The 17,241-nt window shown below is 63.5% G+C and carries 14 protein-coding genes and 1 pseudogene; 5 read left to right on the forward strand and 10 right to left on the reverse strand.

The window, feature by feature from the left end:
* Positions 1 to 41 precede the first annotated feature (41 nt).
* The 5 genes from ACFQDL_RS19650 to ACFQDL_RS19670 all read right to left on the reverse strand — a co-directional run bounded on the left by ACFQDL_RS19650 (position 42) and on the right by ACFQDL_RS19670 (position 6,335).
* Positions 42 to 881, reverse strand: a complete 840-nt coding sequence (locus ACFQDL_RS19650) for an efflux RND transporter permease subunit (RefSeq protein WP_379910495.1) — start codon at positions 879 to 881, stop codon at positions 42 to 44.
* Entirely contained in the window at positions 878 to 2,440 is a 1,563-nt protein-coding gene (locus ACFQDL_RS19655; RefSeq protein WP_379910496.1) for an efflux RND transporter permease subunit, read from the reverse strand. Before ACFQDL_RS19655 ends, ACFQDL_RS19650 begins: the two co-directional genes overlap by 4 nt.
* The gene (locus ACFQDL_RS19660; protein WP_379910497.1) at positions 2,437 to 3,582 is read right to left on the reverse strand and encodes a WD40/YVTN/BNR-like repeat-containing protein; all 1,146 of its coding nucleotides are present in this window, start codon (positions 3,580 to 3,582) and stop codon (positions 2,437 to 2,439) included. Before ACFQDL_RS19660 ends, ACFQDL_RS19655 begins: the two co-directional genes overlap by 4 nt.
* 374 nt (positions 3,583 to 3,956) lie before the next feature.
* Positions 3,957 to 5,024, reverse strand: a complete 1,068-nt coding sequence (locus ACFQDL_RS19665; protein WP_379910498.1) for a helix-turn-helix transcriptional regulator — start codon at positions 5,022 to 5,024, stop codon at positions 3,957 to 3,959.
* A 264-nt stretch (positions 5,025 to 5,288) separates the two neighbouring features.
* Entirely contained in the window at positions 5,289 to 6,335 is a 1,047-nt protein-coding gene (locus ACFQDL_RS19670) for a Rieske 2Fe-2S domain-containing protein (RefSeq protein ID WP_379910499.1), read from the reverse strand.
* 277 nt (positions 6,336 to 6,612) lie between these two features.
* On the opposite strand from ACFQDL_RS19670, the gene ACFQDL_RS19675 reads away from it, so the two are divergent.
* The 4 genes and pseudogenes from ACFQDL_RS19675 to ACFQDL_RS19690 all read left to right on the forward strand — a co-directional run bounded on the left by ACFQDL_RS19675 (position 6,613) and on the right by ACFQDL_RS19690 (position 10,461).
* Positions 6,613 to 7,461: an SDR family NAD(P)-dependent oxidoreductase gene (locus tag ACFQDL_RS19675; protein WP_379910500.1), complete on the forward strand. Its 849-nt coding sequence runs from the start codon at positions 6,613 to 6,615 to the stop codon at positions 7,459 to 7,461.
* A 49-nt stretch (positions 7,462 to 7,510) separates the two neighbouring features.
* Positions 7,511 to 8,435 (forward strand): annotated as a pseudogene (locus ACFQDL_RS19680) (alpha/beta hydrolase).
* Between the two features lie 17 nt (positions 8,436 to 8,452).
* A complete protein-coding gene (locus ACFQDL_RS19685; RefSeq protein WP_379910501.1) occupies positions 8,453 to 9,640 on the forward strand; it encodes an NADH:flavin oxidoreductase in 1,188 nt (395 codons plus the stop codon).
* Between the two features lie 65 nt (positions 9,641 to 9,705).
* Positions 9,706 to 10,461 (forward strand): SDR family NAD(P)-dependent oxidoreductase, encoded by a 756-nt coding sequence (locus ACFQDL_RS19690; RefSeq protein ID WP_379910502.1) that lies wholly within the window; start codon positions 9,706 to 9,708, stop codon positions 10,459 to 10,461.
* Between the two features lie 99 nt (positions 10,462 to 10,560).
* Here ACFQDL_RS19690 and ACFQDL_RS19695 read toward each other — a convergent pair whose 3' ends face one another.
* Complete coding sequence (locus ACFQDL_RS19695; RefSeq protein WP_379910503.1) at positions 10,561 to 11,487, reverse strand: GlxA family transcriptional regulator; 927 nt, start codon at positions 11,485 to 11,487, stop codon at positions 10,561 to 10,563.
* Between the two features lie 117 nt (positions 11,488 to 11,604).
* Between ACFQDL_RS19695 and ACFQDL_RS19700 the strand changes: the two genes are divergently transcribed.
* The gene (locus tag ACFQDL_RS19700) at positions 11,605 to 12,186 is read left to right on the forward strand and encodes a cysteine hydrolase family protein (protein WP_379910504.1); all 582 of its coding nucleotides are present in this window, start codon (positions 11,605 to 11,607) and stop codon (positions 12,184 to 12,186) included.
* A gap of 146 nt (positions 12,187 to 12,332) precedes the next feature.
* On the opposite strand, the gene ACFQDL_RS19705 is transcribed toward ACFQDL_RS19700, so the two are convergent.
* The 4 genes from ACFQDL_RS19705 to ACFQDL_RS19720 form a co-directional block, all read right to left on the reverse strand.
* Entirely contained in the window at positions 12,333 to 13,094 is a 762-nt protein-coding gene (locus tag ACFQDL_RS19705) for an SDR family NAD(P)-dependent oxidoreductase (protein ID WP_379910505.1), read from the reverse strand.
* Between the two features lie 52 nt (positions 13,095 to 13,146).
* Positions 13,147 to 13,617 (reverse strand): nuclear transport factor 2 family protein, encoded by a 471-nt coding sequence (locus ACFQDL_RS19710; protein WP_379910506.1) that lies wholly within the window; start codon positions 13,615 to 13,617, stop codon positions 13,147 to 13,149.
* Between the two features lie 109 nt (positions 13,618 to 13,726).
* On the reverse strand, positions 13,727 to 15,754 hold the full coding sequence (locus tag ACFQDL_RS19715; protein WP_379910507.1) for a methyl-accepting chemotaxis protein: 2,028 nt from the start codon (positions 15,752 to 15,754) through the stop codon (positions 13,727 to 13,729).
* A 97-nt stretch (positions 15,755 to 15,851) separates the two neighbouring features.
* Positions 15,852 to 17,228: a DUF1329 domain-containing protein gene (locus ACFQDL_RS19720; protein WP_379910508.1), complete on the reverse strand. Its 1,377-nt coding sequence runs from the start codon at positions 17,226 to 17,228 to the stop codon at positions 15,852 to 15,854.
* Positions 17,229 to 17,241: the final 13 nt, after the last annotated feature.

A 17,241-nucleotide genomic window follows, 5' to 3' on the forward strand; every position in this document is an offset into this window, starting at 1 on the left:
GGCAAACAGCATCGAGGGCCCCTAGGGGCCCTCTCTTTATTTCAGGCCGCCACGCGGGTGGTCGCCGGCTGCCCGGCCGTTTCGGTCCGCGGTGCCGGCCGCACCAGCAGCCGGGCCAGGGCCGGCAGCACCACCAGGGCGCCGAGCATGTTCCAGAGGAACATGAAGGTCAGCAGGATACCCATGTCGGCCTGGAACTTGATCGGCGAGAACACCCAGGTACCGACGCCGATTGCCAGCGTCAGGCCGGTGAAGGCCACCGCCTTGCCGGTGCTCCTGAGGGTGCTGAAATAGGCGTCATGCAACGACAGGCCCTGTTTCAGGTAGGTCTCCAGCCGGCTGTAGATATAGATCCCGTAGTCGACACCGATGCCGACGCCGAGCGCGATCACCGGCAGCGTCGCCACCTTGATGCCGATACCCAGCCAGGCCATCAGCGCCTGACAGAGCACCGAGGTGAAGGCTAGCGGCACGATGATGCAGGTCACGGTACGGATCGAACGGAAAGTGATCAGGCACAGCAGTGCCACCACGCCGTAGACCCAGGCCAGCATCTTGTACTGGGCGCTTTCGATGACGATGTTGGTGGCCGCTTCGATGCCGGCGTTGCCGGCGGCGAGCAGGAACCGGATGTCGTCGGAATTGTTGTCCCGGGCGAAGGCCTCGGCTGCGGCGACGACCCCGGAGAGGGTCTCGGCCTTGTGGTCATTGAGGTAAATGAGCACCGGCGTCAGGCTGCAGTCGAAATTCAGCATGCCGGCCGGCGGGCGGCTCAGCGACATGTTGGAGATCTGCTGATTGCGGTTCAGCGCCAGCCACTTGAGGCTGCCTTCGTTCATGCCGGCGATGCCGCGCTTGGAGTAGTCCGCGAGCGTCGTCACCGACTGCACCCCGGAACATTCTGCATGTGCCACTGGAAGCGGTCGATGGCGGCCAGGGTCCGGTAGTCCATGCACTGTTCAGGCGCCGTCCGGACCAGGGTGACGAAGATATCGGTACTGGCCGAATAGTTGCCGCCGATAAAGGCGTTGTCGAGGTTGTAGCGTGAATCCGGGCGCAGTTCCGGCGCACCGGTGTCGAGGTCGCCGATCTTGAGATTCTGGCCAAGGTGCAGGCCCAGACCCAGCAGCAGGGCGGCGGCCACGACGGTCAACAGCGCGGGGCGGGTGCCGGTGAGCCTCGCCAGGCCCTTCCAGACCGGGTGCGGCCGGGCGTTCTGCAGCACCAGGCGGCGCGTGCTGGCCGGGCTGACGCCGCTGTAGGACATCAGAATCGGCAGCAGCACCAGGTTCGAGAGGATGATTACCGCGACGCCGACGCTGGCGGCGATCGCCAGGTCCTGTATCACCTCGATCTGGATCACCAGCAGGGTCGCGAAGCCGATGCCGTCGCTTACAAGTGCCGTCAGTCCCGGCACGTAGAGAGCACGGAAGGCGCGGCGTGCCGCCTGCAGCCGGTCGGCGCCCTGCAGGCTCTCCTGGGCGATGGTGTTGATAATCTGGACGCCATGGCTGACGCCGATGGCGAATACCAGGAAGGGCACCAGCATCGAATAGGGGTCGAGCCCGAATCCCAGGCTTTTCAACAGACCGAGCTGCCAGATCACGGCCGTGACCGAGCAGAGCAGGGTGATCAGGCTGCTGCGCAGGCAGCGCGAATAGAGATAGAGCATCACCAGGGTGATCAGCAGCGCGACGGCGAAGAACAGTACCACCTGGGTGGCGCCGTCGATCAGGTCGCCGACGATCTTGGCGAAGCCGGTGATATGGATGCGCACCGTCTCGCTCTGGTAGCGGTCCCTGACCAGCTTCTCCAGCCGCTCGGAGAACCGCTGGTAGTCCAGCGGCTCACCGGTTTCCGGGTCCAGGTCGAACAGGGGCGCGTAGATCAGCGCCGACTGGAAGTTGTTCGCCACCAGGGTGCCGACTTCGCCCGAGCGCATGACATTGGCACGCAGGTCCTCGAGGCTGCGCGACGAGCCGTCATAGTCGTCCGGGATCACGGGTCCGCCAATAAAGCCTTCCTCGGTGACTTCTGTCCAGCGCACGTTGGGGGTCCAGATCGACTTCACCTCGGAGCGATTGACGCCGGACAGCAGAAAGACCTCGTCGTTCACCTGCTTGAGCAGCTGCTGAAAATCGCGGGTGAAGATATCGCCCTCGGTGGTTTCGACCGCGATGCGCACCGCATTGCCCAGCCCCGCCAGGTCGTCCCTGTGGCTCAGGTAGTTGGCGATATAGGGGTGTTGGGACGGAATCATCTTCTCGAAGCTGGCTTCGGGCTTCAGGCGCGAAGCCTGGTAGCCGAGCACCAGGGTGACGGCCAGGAACAGCAGCAGGAACAGCGGCCGGGAGCCGAAGAAAAGCCGTTCCAGCAGTGGCCCCCTGTCGTCGTTCGAGGTCTGGAGATGGTTGTGCAGCGATTTGTTGTTATGGGTCATGGCTTGGCCTTCGCTTCGGAAGTCGGGTTCGGAATCGCCCGGGCTCCGCCCAGGCCCACCAGAATCACACGGCCGTCATCGGTCTGGGAGGCGGCACTGTAGGGGATGCGGTCCTGGCTCGATTGCCGAAAGCTGGCGCCGCCATCCAGGCTCTCGAACACCAGCCCGGCGCTGCTGGTCAGCACGGCTTCGTTGCCGCGACAACTGCCGCCACTCAGGGTAACCGGGTCCCCGAGCGGAACCTTTTGCCAGCTTTCGCCCTGGTCGGTGGAGCGGTAGAGGTTGCCGCGCAGCCCGTACAGCAGGGTGGTATCGCTGTCGGTGCAGGTCGTCAAACCGAACCAGGAACCCTCGTAGGGAGACGCCAGTGTCTCCCAGCTGCGGCCGGCATCGCGGGAGCGGTAGAGTGTGCCGGCCTCGCCGGCCAGCAGCAGGCTCGAGCCGGACTCGGTGATGGCGTTGTAGTGGTAGCCGAAGGCGTTGTCGATATGCTCGAACCAGGGCATCCAGCTGTTGCCGCCGTCCTCGGTGCGGAAGAACAGGCCGTAGGCGCCGACAATGAAGCCTTCGCGCTCGTTTTCGAACCAGACGTCGAGAAACGGCTTGGTGGCGCCTTCGTCGACGGCGATTTCGGCGTCCTCGAGCCGGAACTGCAGTTCTTCAAGGCGCTGTTGCAGGTCTTCCTGCCGCTCGGGTCCGGCGGTCGCCAGCTCCCGTTGCACGGACTCGATTCCGCTCTCGAGCCGCTGCCGTACCAGCCGGTTGGCTTCGAAGCCGTCCAGCTGCTTTTGCCAGCGCCTGCCGCCATCACTGCTGTGCAGCACCAGTCCGTCATGTCCCACGGCCCAGCCATGCTCGGGCGTCGGGAAATACACGGCGGTCAGGGTGACGATGGCAGGTGTCTGCGCCTGCTGCCACTGCCTGCCCTGGTCGTCGGAATAGAGCACATGACCGCGTTCGCCGACGGCCACGAGCCGCTCTCCGGCACGGGTGACGTCCAGCAGCAGCGACCGAGCCGCATGCCCGGAGGCCTTTGAGGGTTGTTCGAGAAAGTCGCTGTTCGCCTCGGCGCCGGTGGCTGCGAGCGGCAGCAGCAATGCGAGCAGCCGCAGGATCGGAATACCTCGTTGTTGTTTTTTCATGTTGTCCCCGGATGCGTTGGGTCGAAGTCTGCGGTCGCGCCCGAGGGGGCGTATCGACTTCGTTCTGTTGCCGGCCAGCTGGCCCGAGTGGCTACTATCGCATCGGCTGACAATCACGGGCATCGTCCAAAAAGACTACGCATTGGGCGTGATCTATGACGGGGACTAAGTTGTAAGTTGTTGATTTTGTTATGAAAATATATGGAAAATGACGGGCGCCGCCAGGGGCGGGTGGCTGCCCCGCGGGTGTGCTGGCAACGCAGGAGCGGTTGCCAGCAGACGGGTAGCGCCACGGTCGAGGCTACGACCCTGGCGGAGAAGAATGGCGGGTGGAGGAACCGGACGCGCCCGCTGTCGCGCCCGGTCGCCAGCGTTCAGCCGAGGGAGGCAACGCTCTTGAGGATCAGACGCACCAGCATGGTCTGGCGCGTCACACCGGTCTTGGAGAAGATCGAGCGCAGGTGGGCGCGGGCGGTATTGCGGCTGATTTCCAGCTCTTCGGAGGCTTCATCGAGCGTCAGCCCGTTGGCCAGCAGCATCGCCAGCGAGGCTTCGGCCGGTGTCAGGCCGAACAGCTGTTTGACCACTTCCTGCGGTGCCTGCGCCTCCTGTTCCGGGTCGCTGATGAAGATGACCGCCGCCGGGCAGGCCTTGCCCTCCGACCATTGCATACTGGGAACGGAGCGGACGATGATACCCAGGTCCGTGCGTCCGGACGGTCGCGAAACCCGTAGCGCCTCGACCACGGTCGGTTCGGCTCGGCGCTGGGCGCTCAGGGTCCGGCTGACCATGCGCTTGAGTTCGGCGGTATCCTCGTTGGTGCCGACTTGCAGGATACCGTTCGTCAACTTGATGCCATCCAGGGCCTTGATCAGATTGTTGGCGACCTGGTTGGTCTCCATGACCAGGCCTTTCTCGTCGAGAATAATGGTGCCCACTGCCAGTTGGTCGACGGCGCCGGCGTAGACATTACGCTCAGACTCCATGCGGTTGAGGCGGTGATGCAGCTGGATCGAGCGTTCCAGGTGCGACAGCAGCAAGGAACAGATGGCCTTTTCGCGCTCGCCGAAGTCGTCTTGGTCGCGGGTACGGCACAGTCGCAGCCGTGTTTCGACTCCGTCTCGGGTCTTCAGGTCTGCCCCCATGATATGCAGCACGTCGACCGGGGCGAGGAACTGCAGGTAAAACTCGCTTTTGGTCCAGTCTTCCAGCGACAGGAACTCCTGGATCGTCACCATTTTGTTGCGCGGCAGGCCGACAAAGGGATCCAGGGCATAGAAATGGTCGCTGTAGGCTGACGAAGCCTCGGTGGAAGTGGGGCCGACATTAATGGTCAGACCCGTGTCCTCCAGAGAGGGCGAGCGCAGGATCAGGCTGCCGTACTGGGCATTGACCAGTGTCCGCAGTTCATTCAGGAAGGTTTCCCAGGGAACGGCTTCCATCGGCCCTTCATAAACGGCTTCGATGAGGCGGTTGAAATCATCGGGGGCAATTAGTTCATGCATAGAGGTTGAGTAATTATAGTTATATGGGGTGATCACCTGAGCCATGGGGCCGTCCGGTGCTTCAGTCCGTTGTATCCAGGGATCAGAGCATCCAAGGCAGTACACCGGAGACGATGGAGAGTAACTTAAAAACCGCCGCATTGTCGAAAAGCCAGCGCCCGGTCGCCACAGGGGCGACCGGAGGCTTATCTGCATATGCCATTACACCGGTTCTGCAGACTCGAAGTCGTAGGCCTTGCGTTCCTTCAGGCTGGCCGGTACGTCTGCCGCATCCATGTAGAACTGCGCGTACCACTGACGCAACTTACCCACCGGGCCGTCACCGTCGCAGAGCACCGGATTGTCGACCCGCGTCTTGGTATGCCAGATATCGACATCTTCGTAGAAGGCCGCCTGGGCCTGTTGGACGTAGGCTTCGGCCATGGCCTGGTTCTGGGCGTCGCTGAGCCCGGGGATCTTTTTTACCAGCACACCGTAACGCAGCTCAAAACTGTTCAGGTCGATCGGCACATGGCAGTTGAGCAGGATAGACTCGATCGGCGTGCCCTCCATTTCACCCTTCATGTCGACCACCTGGTACGCCGGGCCATAGTAGACCGCGTGGGTGCGCAGCTCTCCGGCGCCCGACAGGCGTTTGCTGCGGCCATGCATGATCTGGGTGGCCACGTGTCCCTCGAAAATATTGCTGAAGCGGGTCAGCGGGGAGCCGTGGACCGGGCCGAAATGCGCCTTGTCGGCGATATTGTCGACCAGCTCGCGGCAATTGGTGTCGATAACCATCTTCGCGATCACCCAGTCGGACCACTCGTCTGAATCACAGGCATCGATGCGGGGAATCGCGACTTCGGCCGGCGGCGGGTTGCCTTCCGGGTCGTTCCAGACGAACAGCAGATGGTTTTGCTCGCATACCGGCCACTGCTTGATTCGGGCCTTCGGCGGAATGCGCTTGGCATAGGGGATATCGTCACAGACCCCGTCCGCGCCCCAGCGCCAGGCATGGAACGGACAGCGCAGGGCATTGCCCTCGACGCAGCCCTTGCCGAGATCGGCCCCCATATGCGGGCAGTAGCCGTCGAGAATGTGGATTTCGCCGTCCTCTTCCCCCTGATAGGCCACCAGTTTTGTGCCGAAGATGTTCAGCGTATGGGTTTTGCCATCCTTGTAATCACTGGCCAGTCCCAGGCAATGCCAGCCACGGGCATAGCGGTCTTCGATCGGTTTCGCTTCGATTCGGTGCGGTTGCGCCATCTCTGTTCTCCTTGGAAAAGGCTGGGAGCCTCGGTCCACTCCCGATACTTGTTGTCAGGGTTTCCATGCGTGGCGGGCAACTTGGCTAAAACTGCCACGCTTTGTGTGGATTCTTGTTGCTCGGCGATATAAAGGCATCGTCCGAACAGACGATGGCGCTGCTGCTTGTCTTTGCGATAACCCTTAATAGGCAGCGGCAAGCTGCGGGTCGAAAGCGCAGGCCTGACCGGCAGCTGCAAGCGAAAAGCGATGTGCCGAAGAACAATAAGGGGACCTAATGACGGAATTCGAAGGAAAGGTGGCGGTGGTGACCGGTGCCGCCAGCGGGATTGGCGAGGCGCTGGCGCTGCGTGCCGCCGATGAAGGGATGGCGGTGGTGCTGGCCGATGTCGATCGACAACGCCTCGATGCATTGCGCCGACAGCTAAAGACAAGAGGCACCCGGGCGCTGGCCGTGCCGACCGATGTTTCCGATGCCGCTCAGGTCGACCGACTTGCACGGGAAACCCTCGCGGCTTTCGGCCGTGTCGATCTGCTGTTCAACAATGCAGGTGTACTGCTGACCGGCCGCTGCTGGGAGCGTAGCCTGCAGGACTGGCAGTGGGTCCTGGGCGTCAATCTCTGGGGCGTGATCAATGGCATCCGCAGTTTTGTTCCGTTGATGCTCGAGCGTGGCGAGCCTGCCCATATCGTTAATATGGCCTCGATGGCCGGCCTGCTCGCAGCACCGATGAATGGGCCCTATACGGTTTCCAAGCAGGGCGTCGTGGCGCTTTCGGAAACCCTCCATTTCGAGTTGCAGGCAGAGCAGTCGCCGGTCAAGGTTTCGGTGGTATGTCCGGGGCCGGTTGCCACGGCCATCGTCGACTCTGAGCAGCATCGACCATCGGAGCTGGCCAACCCGGCCGCACCAGGCCCGGCCGAAGAGCAGCCATTCGCACAGATGCTGCGCCAGGGAATCGCTGCAGGCATAGATCCGCAAGCCCTGGCCGGTCAGGTGTTCGATGCCGTGTGCCAGAATCGCTTCTGGGTCATGTCCCATGCCGGGTTTGAAGAGCCGCTCAAACGGCGTGTCGACGGTCTGGTGTCCGGCAGCAATCCCGTCTATCAGATGGCGGCGTTCTGAAGCAGAGCAGCCGCAGCCGGTTGCTCTCTTATATTTTCCAGGAGTCTCCATGCCTCTCGATCCACAAGCCAAGCTCATACTCGAACAGATCAATGCGCTGTCGATGCCGCCGGTGTCGACGCTCGAGCCGCAGGCGTATCGGCAGATCTCTGCCCAGATGTCCGTTCCGGTGCCGGATTTTCCCGGCGTCGAGGTACGGGACCTGGTCATCCCGGGTCCCGGCGGCGATCTGGCGCTGCGACTATACCGCCTGCGGGACGCCGCGGGCGGTCCCGCCGTGATGTTTTTCCATGGCGGCGGCTTTGTCATCGGCGACCTTGAAAGCCATGACGGCTTCTGCCGCATGCTGGCGCAACAGAGCGGAGCTCTGATCGTGGCGGTGGACTACCGGCTGGCGCCGGAAGCCCTTTCCCGGCGGCGCCCGAAGACTGCTTTGCCGCCACCTGCTGGGTGGCAGAGCACGCCGGCGACTTCGGCATCGATCCTGAGCGGCTGGCGGTCGCCGGTGACAGCGCCGGCGGTAATTTGGCCATTGCCGTCTGCCAACTGGCACGGGAACGTGGGGGCCGGCACTGCGGCACCAGCTGCTGTTCTATCCGGTGACCGACCATGGTTTCGATACCGCGTCCTATCTGGAGCACCGGGAGGGTTATCTGCTGTCCCGGGAGATGATGCAGTGGTTCTGGGCGCACTATCTGGCGACGCCACAGGACGGCGCTCACCCGCTGGCCTCGCCGCTGCGCAGTGACAGCCTCGAGGGCCTGCCGTCGGCGACGGTCATTACCGCCGAGTACGATCCGTTGCGGGACGAGGGCGAGGCTTTCGCCCGACGTTTACAACAGGCTGGGGTGGCAACATGCCTTCGCCGCTACGATGGGGTATTTCATGGTTTCGCCAGCATGCTACTGGCGCTGGATGCGGCACGCCGTGCGGTCGCCGAGGGCGCCGAGGCACTGCGCCAGGCTCTCGTGTAATGAAGAGGAGAAGCTGAGTGGGACTGGATAAAGCTTTGAAGCCGGTCCGGTTGGCGGGGCTTTCGTTGCGCAACCGTATTATCAAGACCGCCACCTTCGAGGGCATGTGCCCGGAGGGTATTCCGGGTGAGGATCTTATCGGGCATCACACGGCTATTGCCGCCGGCGGTGCCGGCATGACCACGGTGGCCTACTGCGGGGTCTCGCCCGATGGCCTGACTTTCAGCGACCAGATGTACATGCACGAAGGCATCGCGCCGCAGGTGCGGGCACTGACCGCGGCGGTCCATCAGCAGGGCGGCGCAGTATCGGCGCAGCTGGCCCATTGCGGCGGCTTCAGCCGCAACCGGCCGCGCACTAGCCGCCGACCGCTGGGACCGCACTTCGGCATCAACCAGTACGGCCTGTTTTCAGGACTGCCGTTCAGCGGCGCCATGACACAACGCGACATCGACAGGACGGTGCGCGAGTACGGCGAGGCGGCCGCCTTCGTCAAACGTCAGGGTTTCGATGCCGCCGAGATCCATATGGGTCATGGTTACCTGCTGAGCCAGTTCATCAGTCCGGCCACGAACCGGCGCCGGGACGCCTATGGCGGCAGCCTGGATAAGCGCATGCGACTGCCGGTCGAGGTGCTGGCCTCGGTACGCCAGGCCGTCGGCGACGACTTCCCGGTGCTGGCCAAGCTCAACCTCGGCGACGGCTTCAAGGGCGGCGTGACCACGGCGGACGCGGTGGCCGCGGCCCGGCTGCTGGCGCGTGAGGGGGTCGATGCCATCGTCATGAGCGGGGGATTCGTCAGCCGCTCGCCGATGTATCTGTTCCGCGGCGACAGCCCGCTGCCATACATGATCCCGCTGGAACCGAACCCGGTCCAGCGGCTGGCAATGAAGTTGCTCGGCGTTTCCCTGTTCCGGAGCGATCCGTTCCGGGAACTGTATTTTCTCGAGGAGGCGCGGCAGGTGCGCCAGGCCGTCGATATCCCGCTGGTCTACCTCGGTGGGGTCTCCAGCGCCGCGGCGATCGAACAGGCGATGGACGAAGGTTTCGACTTCGTCGCCATGGGGCGCGCCCTGATCGAGGACCCGAACATGATCCGGCGGCTGGCCGCCGATCCCGATCTGCGCAGCGCCTGTATCCACTGCAACCGCTGCGTCGCCACCATGTCAACGCCGCGCGGCGTGCACTGTGTGCTGCACCCTTGATCCCCCGGTTTCGTCCCATCAAAACAGGCGCCGCCGGGAGGCGGCCCCAACAAGGAGTTCCATCAATGGCAAAACTTGAAGGCAAGATTGCGCTGGTAACCGGTTCCGGTCAGGGCGTCGGTCAGGGGATCGCACTGGCATTGGCGAGCGAAGGGGCTGCAATCGCGGTCGTCGGCCGCACACTGGAGAAGCTCGAGGCGACCTGCCGGCTGATTGAGGCACGCGGCAGCGAAGCGCTGGCCGTGGAGTGCGATATCAAGGATCCCGGGTCGCTCAGTGCCTGCGTCGACCGGGTGGTGTCCCGTTTCGGCGGTATCAATATCCTCGTCAACAACGCCCAGGAGGTGCCGCTCGGCAGCCTCGAAGCGGTCAGCGACGAGGCGTTCGAGGCGGGCTGGCAGTCCGGGCCGATGGCCACCTTCCGGCTGATGAAACTCTGCTACCCCTTCCTCAAGGGCGACGGCAGCATCGTCAATCTCGCCAGCACCGCGGCCAAGCGCTGGGACGCCAGCCACTATGGCGCCTATGCGGCGGTGAAGGAACCGATCCGGGCATTGTCCCGTGCCGCGGCCTGCGAATGGGGACCGGACAATGTCCGCACCAATGTCATTCTGCCCCATGCCAAGTCGCCGGGGCTCAAGGGCTGGATCGAGCAGAACCCTGAGGAGGCGTCGGCCTTCATGGCCAGCATTCCGCTGCGCCGGATCGGCGAATGCGAGGAGGATATCGGCCGCTTCGTCGCTATGCTCTGCAGCGAGGAGGCGCGCTATATCAACGGCCAGAGCATCGCCGTCGACGGCGGCCAGGCCTACATGGGGTGATGCTTCTTTTTTGTGGGAGCGGTGCCCCGCCGCGAATAGCCACCATCGGCGCTATTTTCCATCGCGGCGGGGAAGTGCCCTTTGGGTACGCCGCTCCTACTAGGCACGGTAAAACCGCTTGCGAAAGGCGCTCGGGGTCAACCCCGTCACCCTGACGAACATCTTGCGAAAGGCGCTCAGGTCTTCGTAGCCGACATCCCAGGCGATGGCGCCGAAGGTGTCGAGGCTGCTCTCTATACGCTCGCAGGCTTTCTGGATGCGCAACCGCTGCAGATACTGCAACGGTTTCAGACCGGTGGCCCGGACGAAGCGGCGCTGGAAGGTGCGCTCGGTCAGGTGGCAGTGCGCGGCCAGCGCCGGTACCGTCAGGGCGTGGCGGTACTCCTTCTGCAACAGGCGCTGCGCCTTGGCGATGGCCCGGTCACCGTGGTCCAGTCGCGGAGCGAAGCGGCGATAGTAGCGCTGCTCCCGCCTCGCCGTATCGACGATCAGGAGGGCGCCGAGCGCGTGCATCACCGCAGGGGTGCTGAAGCGCGCCACCAGTTCCAGGCCGAGGTCCATCCAGGACATCAGGCCGCCGGCGCTGAGAAGGTCGCCGTCATCGATCAGGTTCTCTTCGCTGCGCAGCCGGACGCCGGGGTACTGACATGCGAAGGCGTCCGCCAGGTTCCAGTGGGTGGTGACCGGTCGCCCCTCGATCAGGCCGGTCGCCGCCAGGATGAAGGCACCGGCGCAGGCCGAACAGAGCAGGCTGCCCTCGTCGAAGCAGTGCCTGATCCAGGCCTGCAGGGCGGGGGAAGGGGCGCGGTAGTAGTCGCCGTCGACGCAGGGAGGCACGACGATGGCATTGTAGGACGCCTCGTCCGTGGACGGCGTCTCGCACAGGCGGATGTCGAAACGCTCGTCCCGGCCCTGTTCGGCGCAGACGCGGTTGGCGAGGGACAGCATCTCCTCGAGACCGTAGACAGCCGATTTCATGCAGCCCGGATAGAGCAGTATGCCGATGCGTATGGGACTGGCGTCCATTTGTCGTTTTTGACCTCTTTTGTGCCATTTCCGGCCTCAGTGTAACGCGTCGCACCGCCCTATGCTGGAGTCCTCAAGCCGGGCGCTTCCCGGAATCACACACCTGAGGACAATATCATGGCCAAGACTGCGCTGCTGCTGGTGGATTTCCAGAACGACTATTTCGGCTCCTTCGACGGTGCCCGCTTCCCCCTTCACGGCACCGAAGCCGCCGCCGCCAACGCCGCCGGGCTGGTGCGGGCGTTCCGCGACGCGGATCGTCCTGTAGTGCACGTTCGGCACGAGGCTGATCCCGACACCGGCGTGTTTTTCCTGCCGGGGACCGCGGGCGCGGCGATCCACGATGCCCTGGCGCCGCAGCGGGACGAAAGGGTGGTGCTCAAGCACCGGGTCAACAGCTTTCTCGACACCGAACTCAAGGCTTTACTGGACGAAGATGGGATCGACAGCCTGGTGATCGTCGGCGCCATGAGCCATATGTGCGTCGATGCGGCGACACGGGCTGCGCGGGACCTGGGTTATGCCTGCACCGTCGTGCACGATGCCTGCGCCACCCGGGCGCTGGAATTTAATGGTGTGAACGTGCCGGCGCCGCAGGTGCATGCCGCCTTCATGGCCGCGCTGGCGTTCGCCTACGCCGAGGTGGTCGATACCGACTGCGTGCTGGAGCGATTGCGCCAGGGTGATATTGTCGGGTAGGGGCATTCGCGGCGTGGCGCCGCTCCCACAAAAGCACCACCGAATGGTCTGTACCCGTAGGAGTGGCGCCCGCCACGAACGAAGCCGGCGGCGGGGCATTCGCGGCGGACATTCGCGGCGGGGCGCCGCTCCCACGGTGGCGGTTATCAGGCGCCCGGCAGTGCCCGACAATTGACGTAGCCGCCGTCGACCGGGAATTCGCAACCGGTGGTATAGGCGCTCTGCTCCGATGCCAGGAACAGCACGGTGCGGGCGACATCTACCGACTGGCCGATACGCGGCAGCGGCAGGCGGCTGACGAATTCGGCCACCTGGGGGCTCTCTTCGGGGCTCGGGGTCATGGCGGTCTGGATGCCGCCCGGATGCACCGAGTTGACGCGGATGCCGTGCGGCCCGAGTTCCGCGGCGGCGACCTTGGTCATGCCGCGTACAGCCCACTTGGACGAAGCATAGCTGACCAGGCCCGCCGAGCCTTTCATGCCGTCGACCGAGGAGATGTTGACGATGGCACCGCCGCCGCGCTTTTTCATCGGCTCGATGACGCTGCGCGTGCCGAGGAAGGTGCCGACCTGGTTGATGCTCAGCACCTGCATATAGTCCTCCAGCGAGGTGTCGGCAAAGGCCGAAAAGCGCAGGATGGCGGCGTTGTTGACCAGGATGTCGAGGCCGCCAAAGGTCTCTTCGATATCGGCGATGACGCTTTGCCAGTTGCTTTCGTCAGCCACATCCAGGTGACGATAGATCGCATTCTCGCCGAGGCTGTTGGCCAGGGCCTCGCCCTGTTCGTCGAGAACATCGGCGATGACGACGCGTGCGCCTTCGGCCACGAACAGCCGGGCTTCCGCTTCGCCCATGCCGCGTGCGCTGCCGGTGATCAGGGCCACTTTGCCTTCCAGTAATCCAGGCATTTTTTACTCCTTATCGGTGTTTGAATTCAAAATGGGGTGCAGGCGTTCGGTCTCAGGCCTCGAACGCGCCTTCCTCGAAGCCGTTGTAGAGGTGCAGCATCTTGCCCAGCGGCTGCACCAGTTCGAAGGTGCGCTTGTAGCCGGTATGGGCGATGTACCAGCGGCCGTCGATCTTGCGGTAGCGGTCCTCGTAGAAGCCGTTGCCTTCGAGACGCACTTCGTGCTCCAGGTCGATGACGATATCGTGCAGGTACCAGGTGGCTCGGGCCTCGCTGTCGCTGAGCAGTTCGATCTCCGGGTGATTGCCATGGTGCATCGACATCAGGTTGCGACGGCCGATATTGCCGCGCAGGAACGCCATCAGGCTGTCACGGTCTTCGTAGCTGTAACGCCCGTCGTGATAGTCGGTGCTGCAGTCGGGCAGCATCAGCTGCGACAGCTCGTCGAGCCGCTTCTGGTCCAGCAGGCGGAAATAGCGATACTTGAGATGCTTGATGGCTTCGATGTTCTCGTTGTTGTCCATGGCTGCCGTCTGTCCTCCAGGTTGGCATTGGGATAGTGGTGATATTCGCCGCTAGACACTGCCGCCTCATCATCCATTTGGACGAGAGCGGGCGAAAAGTACGCATACTTCAGTCTTTCAGACGGAAGGTGGCGACACGCTGCTGCAGCTTGTCGGCCAGCGCGGCCATGGCCACCGAGTCCTGCGCCGTATGATTCGACCCCTCCACGACCTGCTGACTCGAGGTACTGATGCGGAGGATGCTGCGGTCGATCTCCTGGCTGGTGGCGGCCTGCTGATCCGATGCCGCGGCGATGCGCGTATTCATGCCGACGACGGTGCCGATTGCCGCGGTGATCTCCTGCAGGCTGCTGCCGACCCGGCCGGACGCCTCGACGGTCTGGCGAGCCCGTTGATGGCTGATGGCCATGAAGTCCACCGTCTCGATCACGCCCCGCTGCAGGCGTGTGATCATCTGCTCGATTTCCAGCGTGGCGGCGTGGGTGCGTTGTGCCAGTCCCCGCACTTCGTCGGCAACGACTGCGAATCCCCGTCCCTGGTCGCCGGCACGGGCTGCCTCGATGGCGGCATTCAGTGCCAGCAGATTGGTCTGTTCGGCGATGCCCCGGATGACATCCAGTACACCGGCGATCTCATGGCTGTCTGCGGCGAGGCGGTCGATCGCCTGCATGCTGTTGTCGATATTGCCCGCCAGCTGCTGGATGTCCTCGAGCGTTCGCTCGACCTGTTCGTGTCCCTGGCGAGCCTGGCGGTCCACCGCCTGCGCCTGGGCAGACGCCTGCAGTACGATGTCCGAGATGGCCTGGGCGCCTGTGGCCAACTGGTTGATCGCTACCGCGGCCTGTTCGGTTTGCCGGTTCTGCTCAAGGGCAGCCTTGTTGCCGTCGCGGGCAACGACCGAAACGGTGTCGGAGCGCTGCGCCACCGCCAGGGCGGTTTCGCGCACCTCCAATATCAGGGCGTGGATATGCTCGACCATGCGGTTGAACTCCGCGGTCAGGTCGCCCATTTCGTCGCGGGCGTTGACATCGATCTGAACGGTCAGGTCGCCCTGAGCCAGGCGGCGGGCGGCCGATAGCGTCCTGGCGATGTTGTCGCGTACCGAGAGGTTGAAGCCGAGGTAGCAGTAACCGGAGAGCAGCAGTACCAGGGCCAGTCCTGCGAGCAGTGTGGTCAGGCGTCGTTGCTGTGCCTGGAGGCGCACCTCGAGATTGTCCGCCACCCGCTCGAGGCCACTGTTCAGCAGATCGTCGAAAGCGTCGAGATCATGGCTGAAGGCGTCGTAGTATGGCTGCCAGGGCACATCGAGGGTCTCGCCGAGCATGATGTCGGCATCCAGCCGCTGCAGGGCTTCATTGAAGCCTTCGAGCGCCCTGGTGGCGAGGGGCGCCAGCCCCGGGGCGGAGGCCGGAATGAATTCAAGGGTTTCACCGAATTGCTCCCGGGTCGAGCGCATCGCCTTGTAGAGACGGTCCAGGGAGTCGATCAGCGCCGAACTGAGGCTGCCGACGACGACGGCTCTGATGCCATAGGCACGGGCCTGGCCCAGCTCCGAAGTGATAGCCGGCGCGCTTTCCAGCAAGATTCGCAGCAACGCGAAGTTGAAGGGGTCCGGGTCCTGCGCCAGCGTCGATTCGGTGGCGAGTTGCCGGATTAGCCGCCTGTTGGCCAGTACCAGCCGGTGATAGGCATCGTAGACGGCGTGAATGTCGGCCTCGCTGGCATAGAATCCCTGCTGTTCCAGTTGCCGCCAGTCCTGCTGCAGTTGCTGCAGACTGGCCGATTCCGGTTGCCGGGCCTCGAGGTGCTCGAGTGCCGAAGCGATTCGCTGGCGCGGGCCCTCGAGACGTTGCTCCATTTCATCGCGGATTGCCGTCGGATGCAGACCCGGGACGGCCAGCAGACTGCGCAGATCGCGATAGTCGGCCAGGTCCCGGTTCAGCGCCTGGGCCCGGCGCAGCACCTCGAGGCCCTGCAGCTTGCGCGCAGTGGCCTGTTGAGCCTCGTAGAATTCGCGGGCCTGAAGAGCGCCGAGTACCAGTAGCGGAATAATGAAGATCAGGCTGATGAGAATGAACTTGTTCAAATAGGACAACCGGTTCATAAGCCGGATGCCCGGAAGCAGCAGCGTTCTCACGTTAACGTCCTGTCAGGAATTGTCGGGTCTGGATCTGGCGCATCGGGAGACGGGAGGAAAGGTGGGGGGCACGCGATGGCGCGGGCCCCGGGGGACATCAGCGATTGCCCATCTTGCGCAGATTGGCGGCGGTGTAGAAATTGTCCTCGCGCCGGCCGGTGTTGACGATCGGCATCTGCTCCTCTTCATTGATCAGGCGCTGTGCCGAATACATGCCGGAGATCAGGTCGTGATAGACCGCGACCCGTGCATGGAAGCCCTCGAGATCGTAGGCGTAGATGAAGTGCTGCATGGCCGTGCGCCACAGCTCGCCACGGGCGTCGTAATTGTCCGCCAGTACGGCGGCCCAGCTGTCCTCATCGATATAGAGTCGGCGTTTGTTGTAGATATGGCGCGCGCCTTCTCGCAGCGTGCCCTCGATCACCCAGACACGGTGCAGTTCGTAACGGGTGTGGTCGGAATTGATATGGCCGACTGTCAGCAGGTCCTCGTATTTCAGGCTCGGATCGTCCAGCGCATAGGCGTTGTAGGGGATGTAGATCTCCTTTTTCCCCAGCAGTTTCCAGTCGAAGCGGTCGGGTGATCCGTTGAACAGCCGGTCCTCGTCGACACCGCGCAGGCCGCCCGCGCCCTGGGGTGTGTCATAAGCGACGTTCGGGGCGCGGCGCACGCGACGGGTGCCGGGGATATACTGCCAGATCTGGGAGGGCTCCTGTTTGGGGTTGATAAAGGTATGGCCCAGCAGGATCTCGCCTTTCTGACGCGCCGGTGCCAGCTGGTTCACCATGAAGCTGGCCTGCAGGCCGTCGAAGTTGGTGCGGCCGAGTTGAGGGTCGTTGTAAAAGGATGCGATATCGTATTCGACCTTGTCGTACGCAATCTGACCGTTAGGGTAGACGGCGGCGCCGGTGTAGAAGGCATATTCACGGAAGGCGCTGTAATGCAGGTTGTGGTTCCAGAGCACTTCGATTCCTGACTTGGGGATCGGGAAGGGCGCGGCACCGTAGGCGTTCAAAACGCCGTTGCCGTCCGATTCGAGTTCCGCCGACAAGGCGTTTTTCTTGATGTTTTCGTAGATTCTTGGGGCCAAACCACCGTCGCGGTGACTCGGATAGACCGGCATTTTGAAGGTGTCCGGATAGTTTCCGAACAATGCCTTCTGGCCGTCGGTCAGCTTGTCCGCATACTGGCCCATGTTCTGGGCCGTAATGACGAACAGCGGCTTTTCGCCGGCATAGGGATTGGGATGAACGGTACCGGTGTCGTACTTGACGCCGTCCGGGGCTCCGACCATCGAACCGGTCCATTCGGGAATGGTGCCGTCGGCATTGCCGGCGCGCTCGGCGCCCATCGGCGTCAGTTCCGGGCCGCCGAGGCGGGCAGCCTCTTCCGGGCTGACCTTGGCCAGGGCCAGAGGAGCGCCCAGCGCAAGCAGCAGGGTGGCGGCGGCAAGCGGTTTCATCGTTGCTTTCATGACCTTGTCTCCT

Source organism: Marinobacterium aestuariivivens (assembly GCF_042661465.1).
Classification (GTDB): domain Bacteria; phylum Pseudomonadota; class Gammaproteobacteria; order Pseudomonadales; family Balneatricaceae; genus Marinobacterium_A; species Marinobacterium_A aestuariivivens.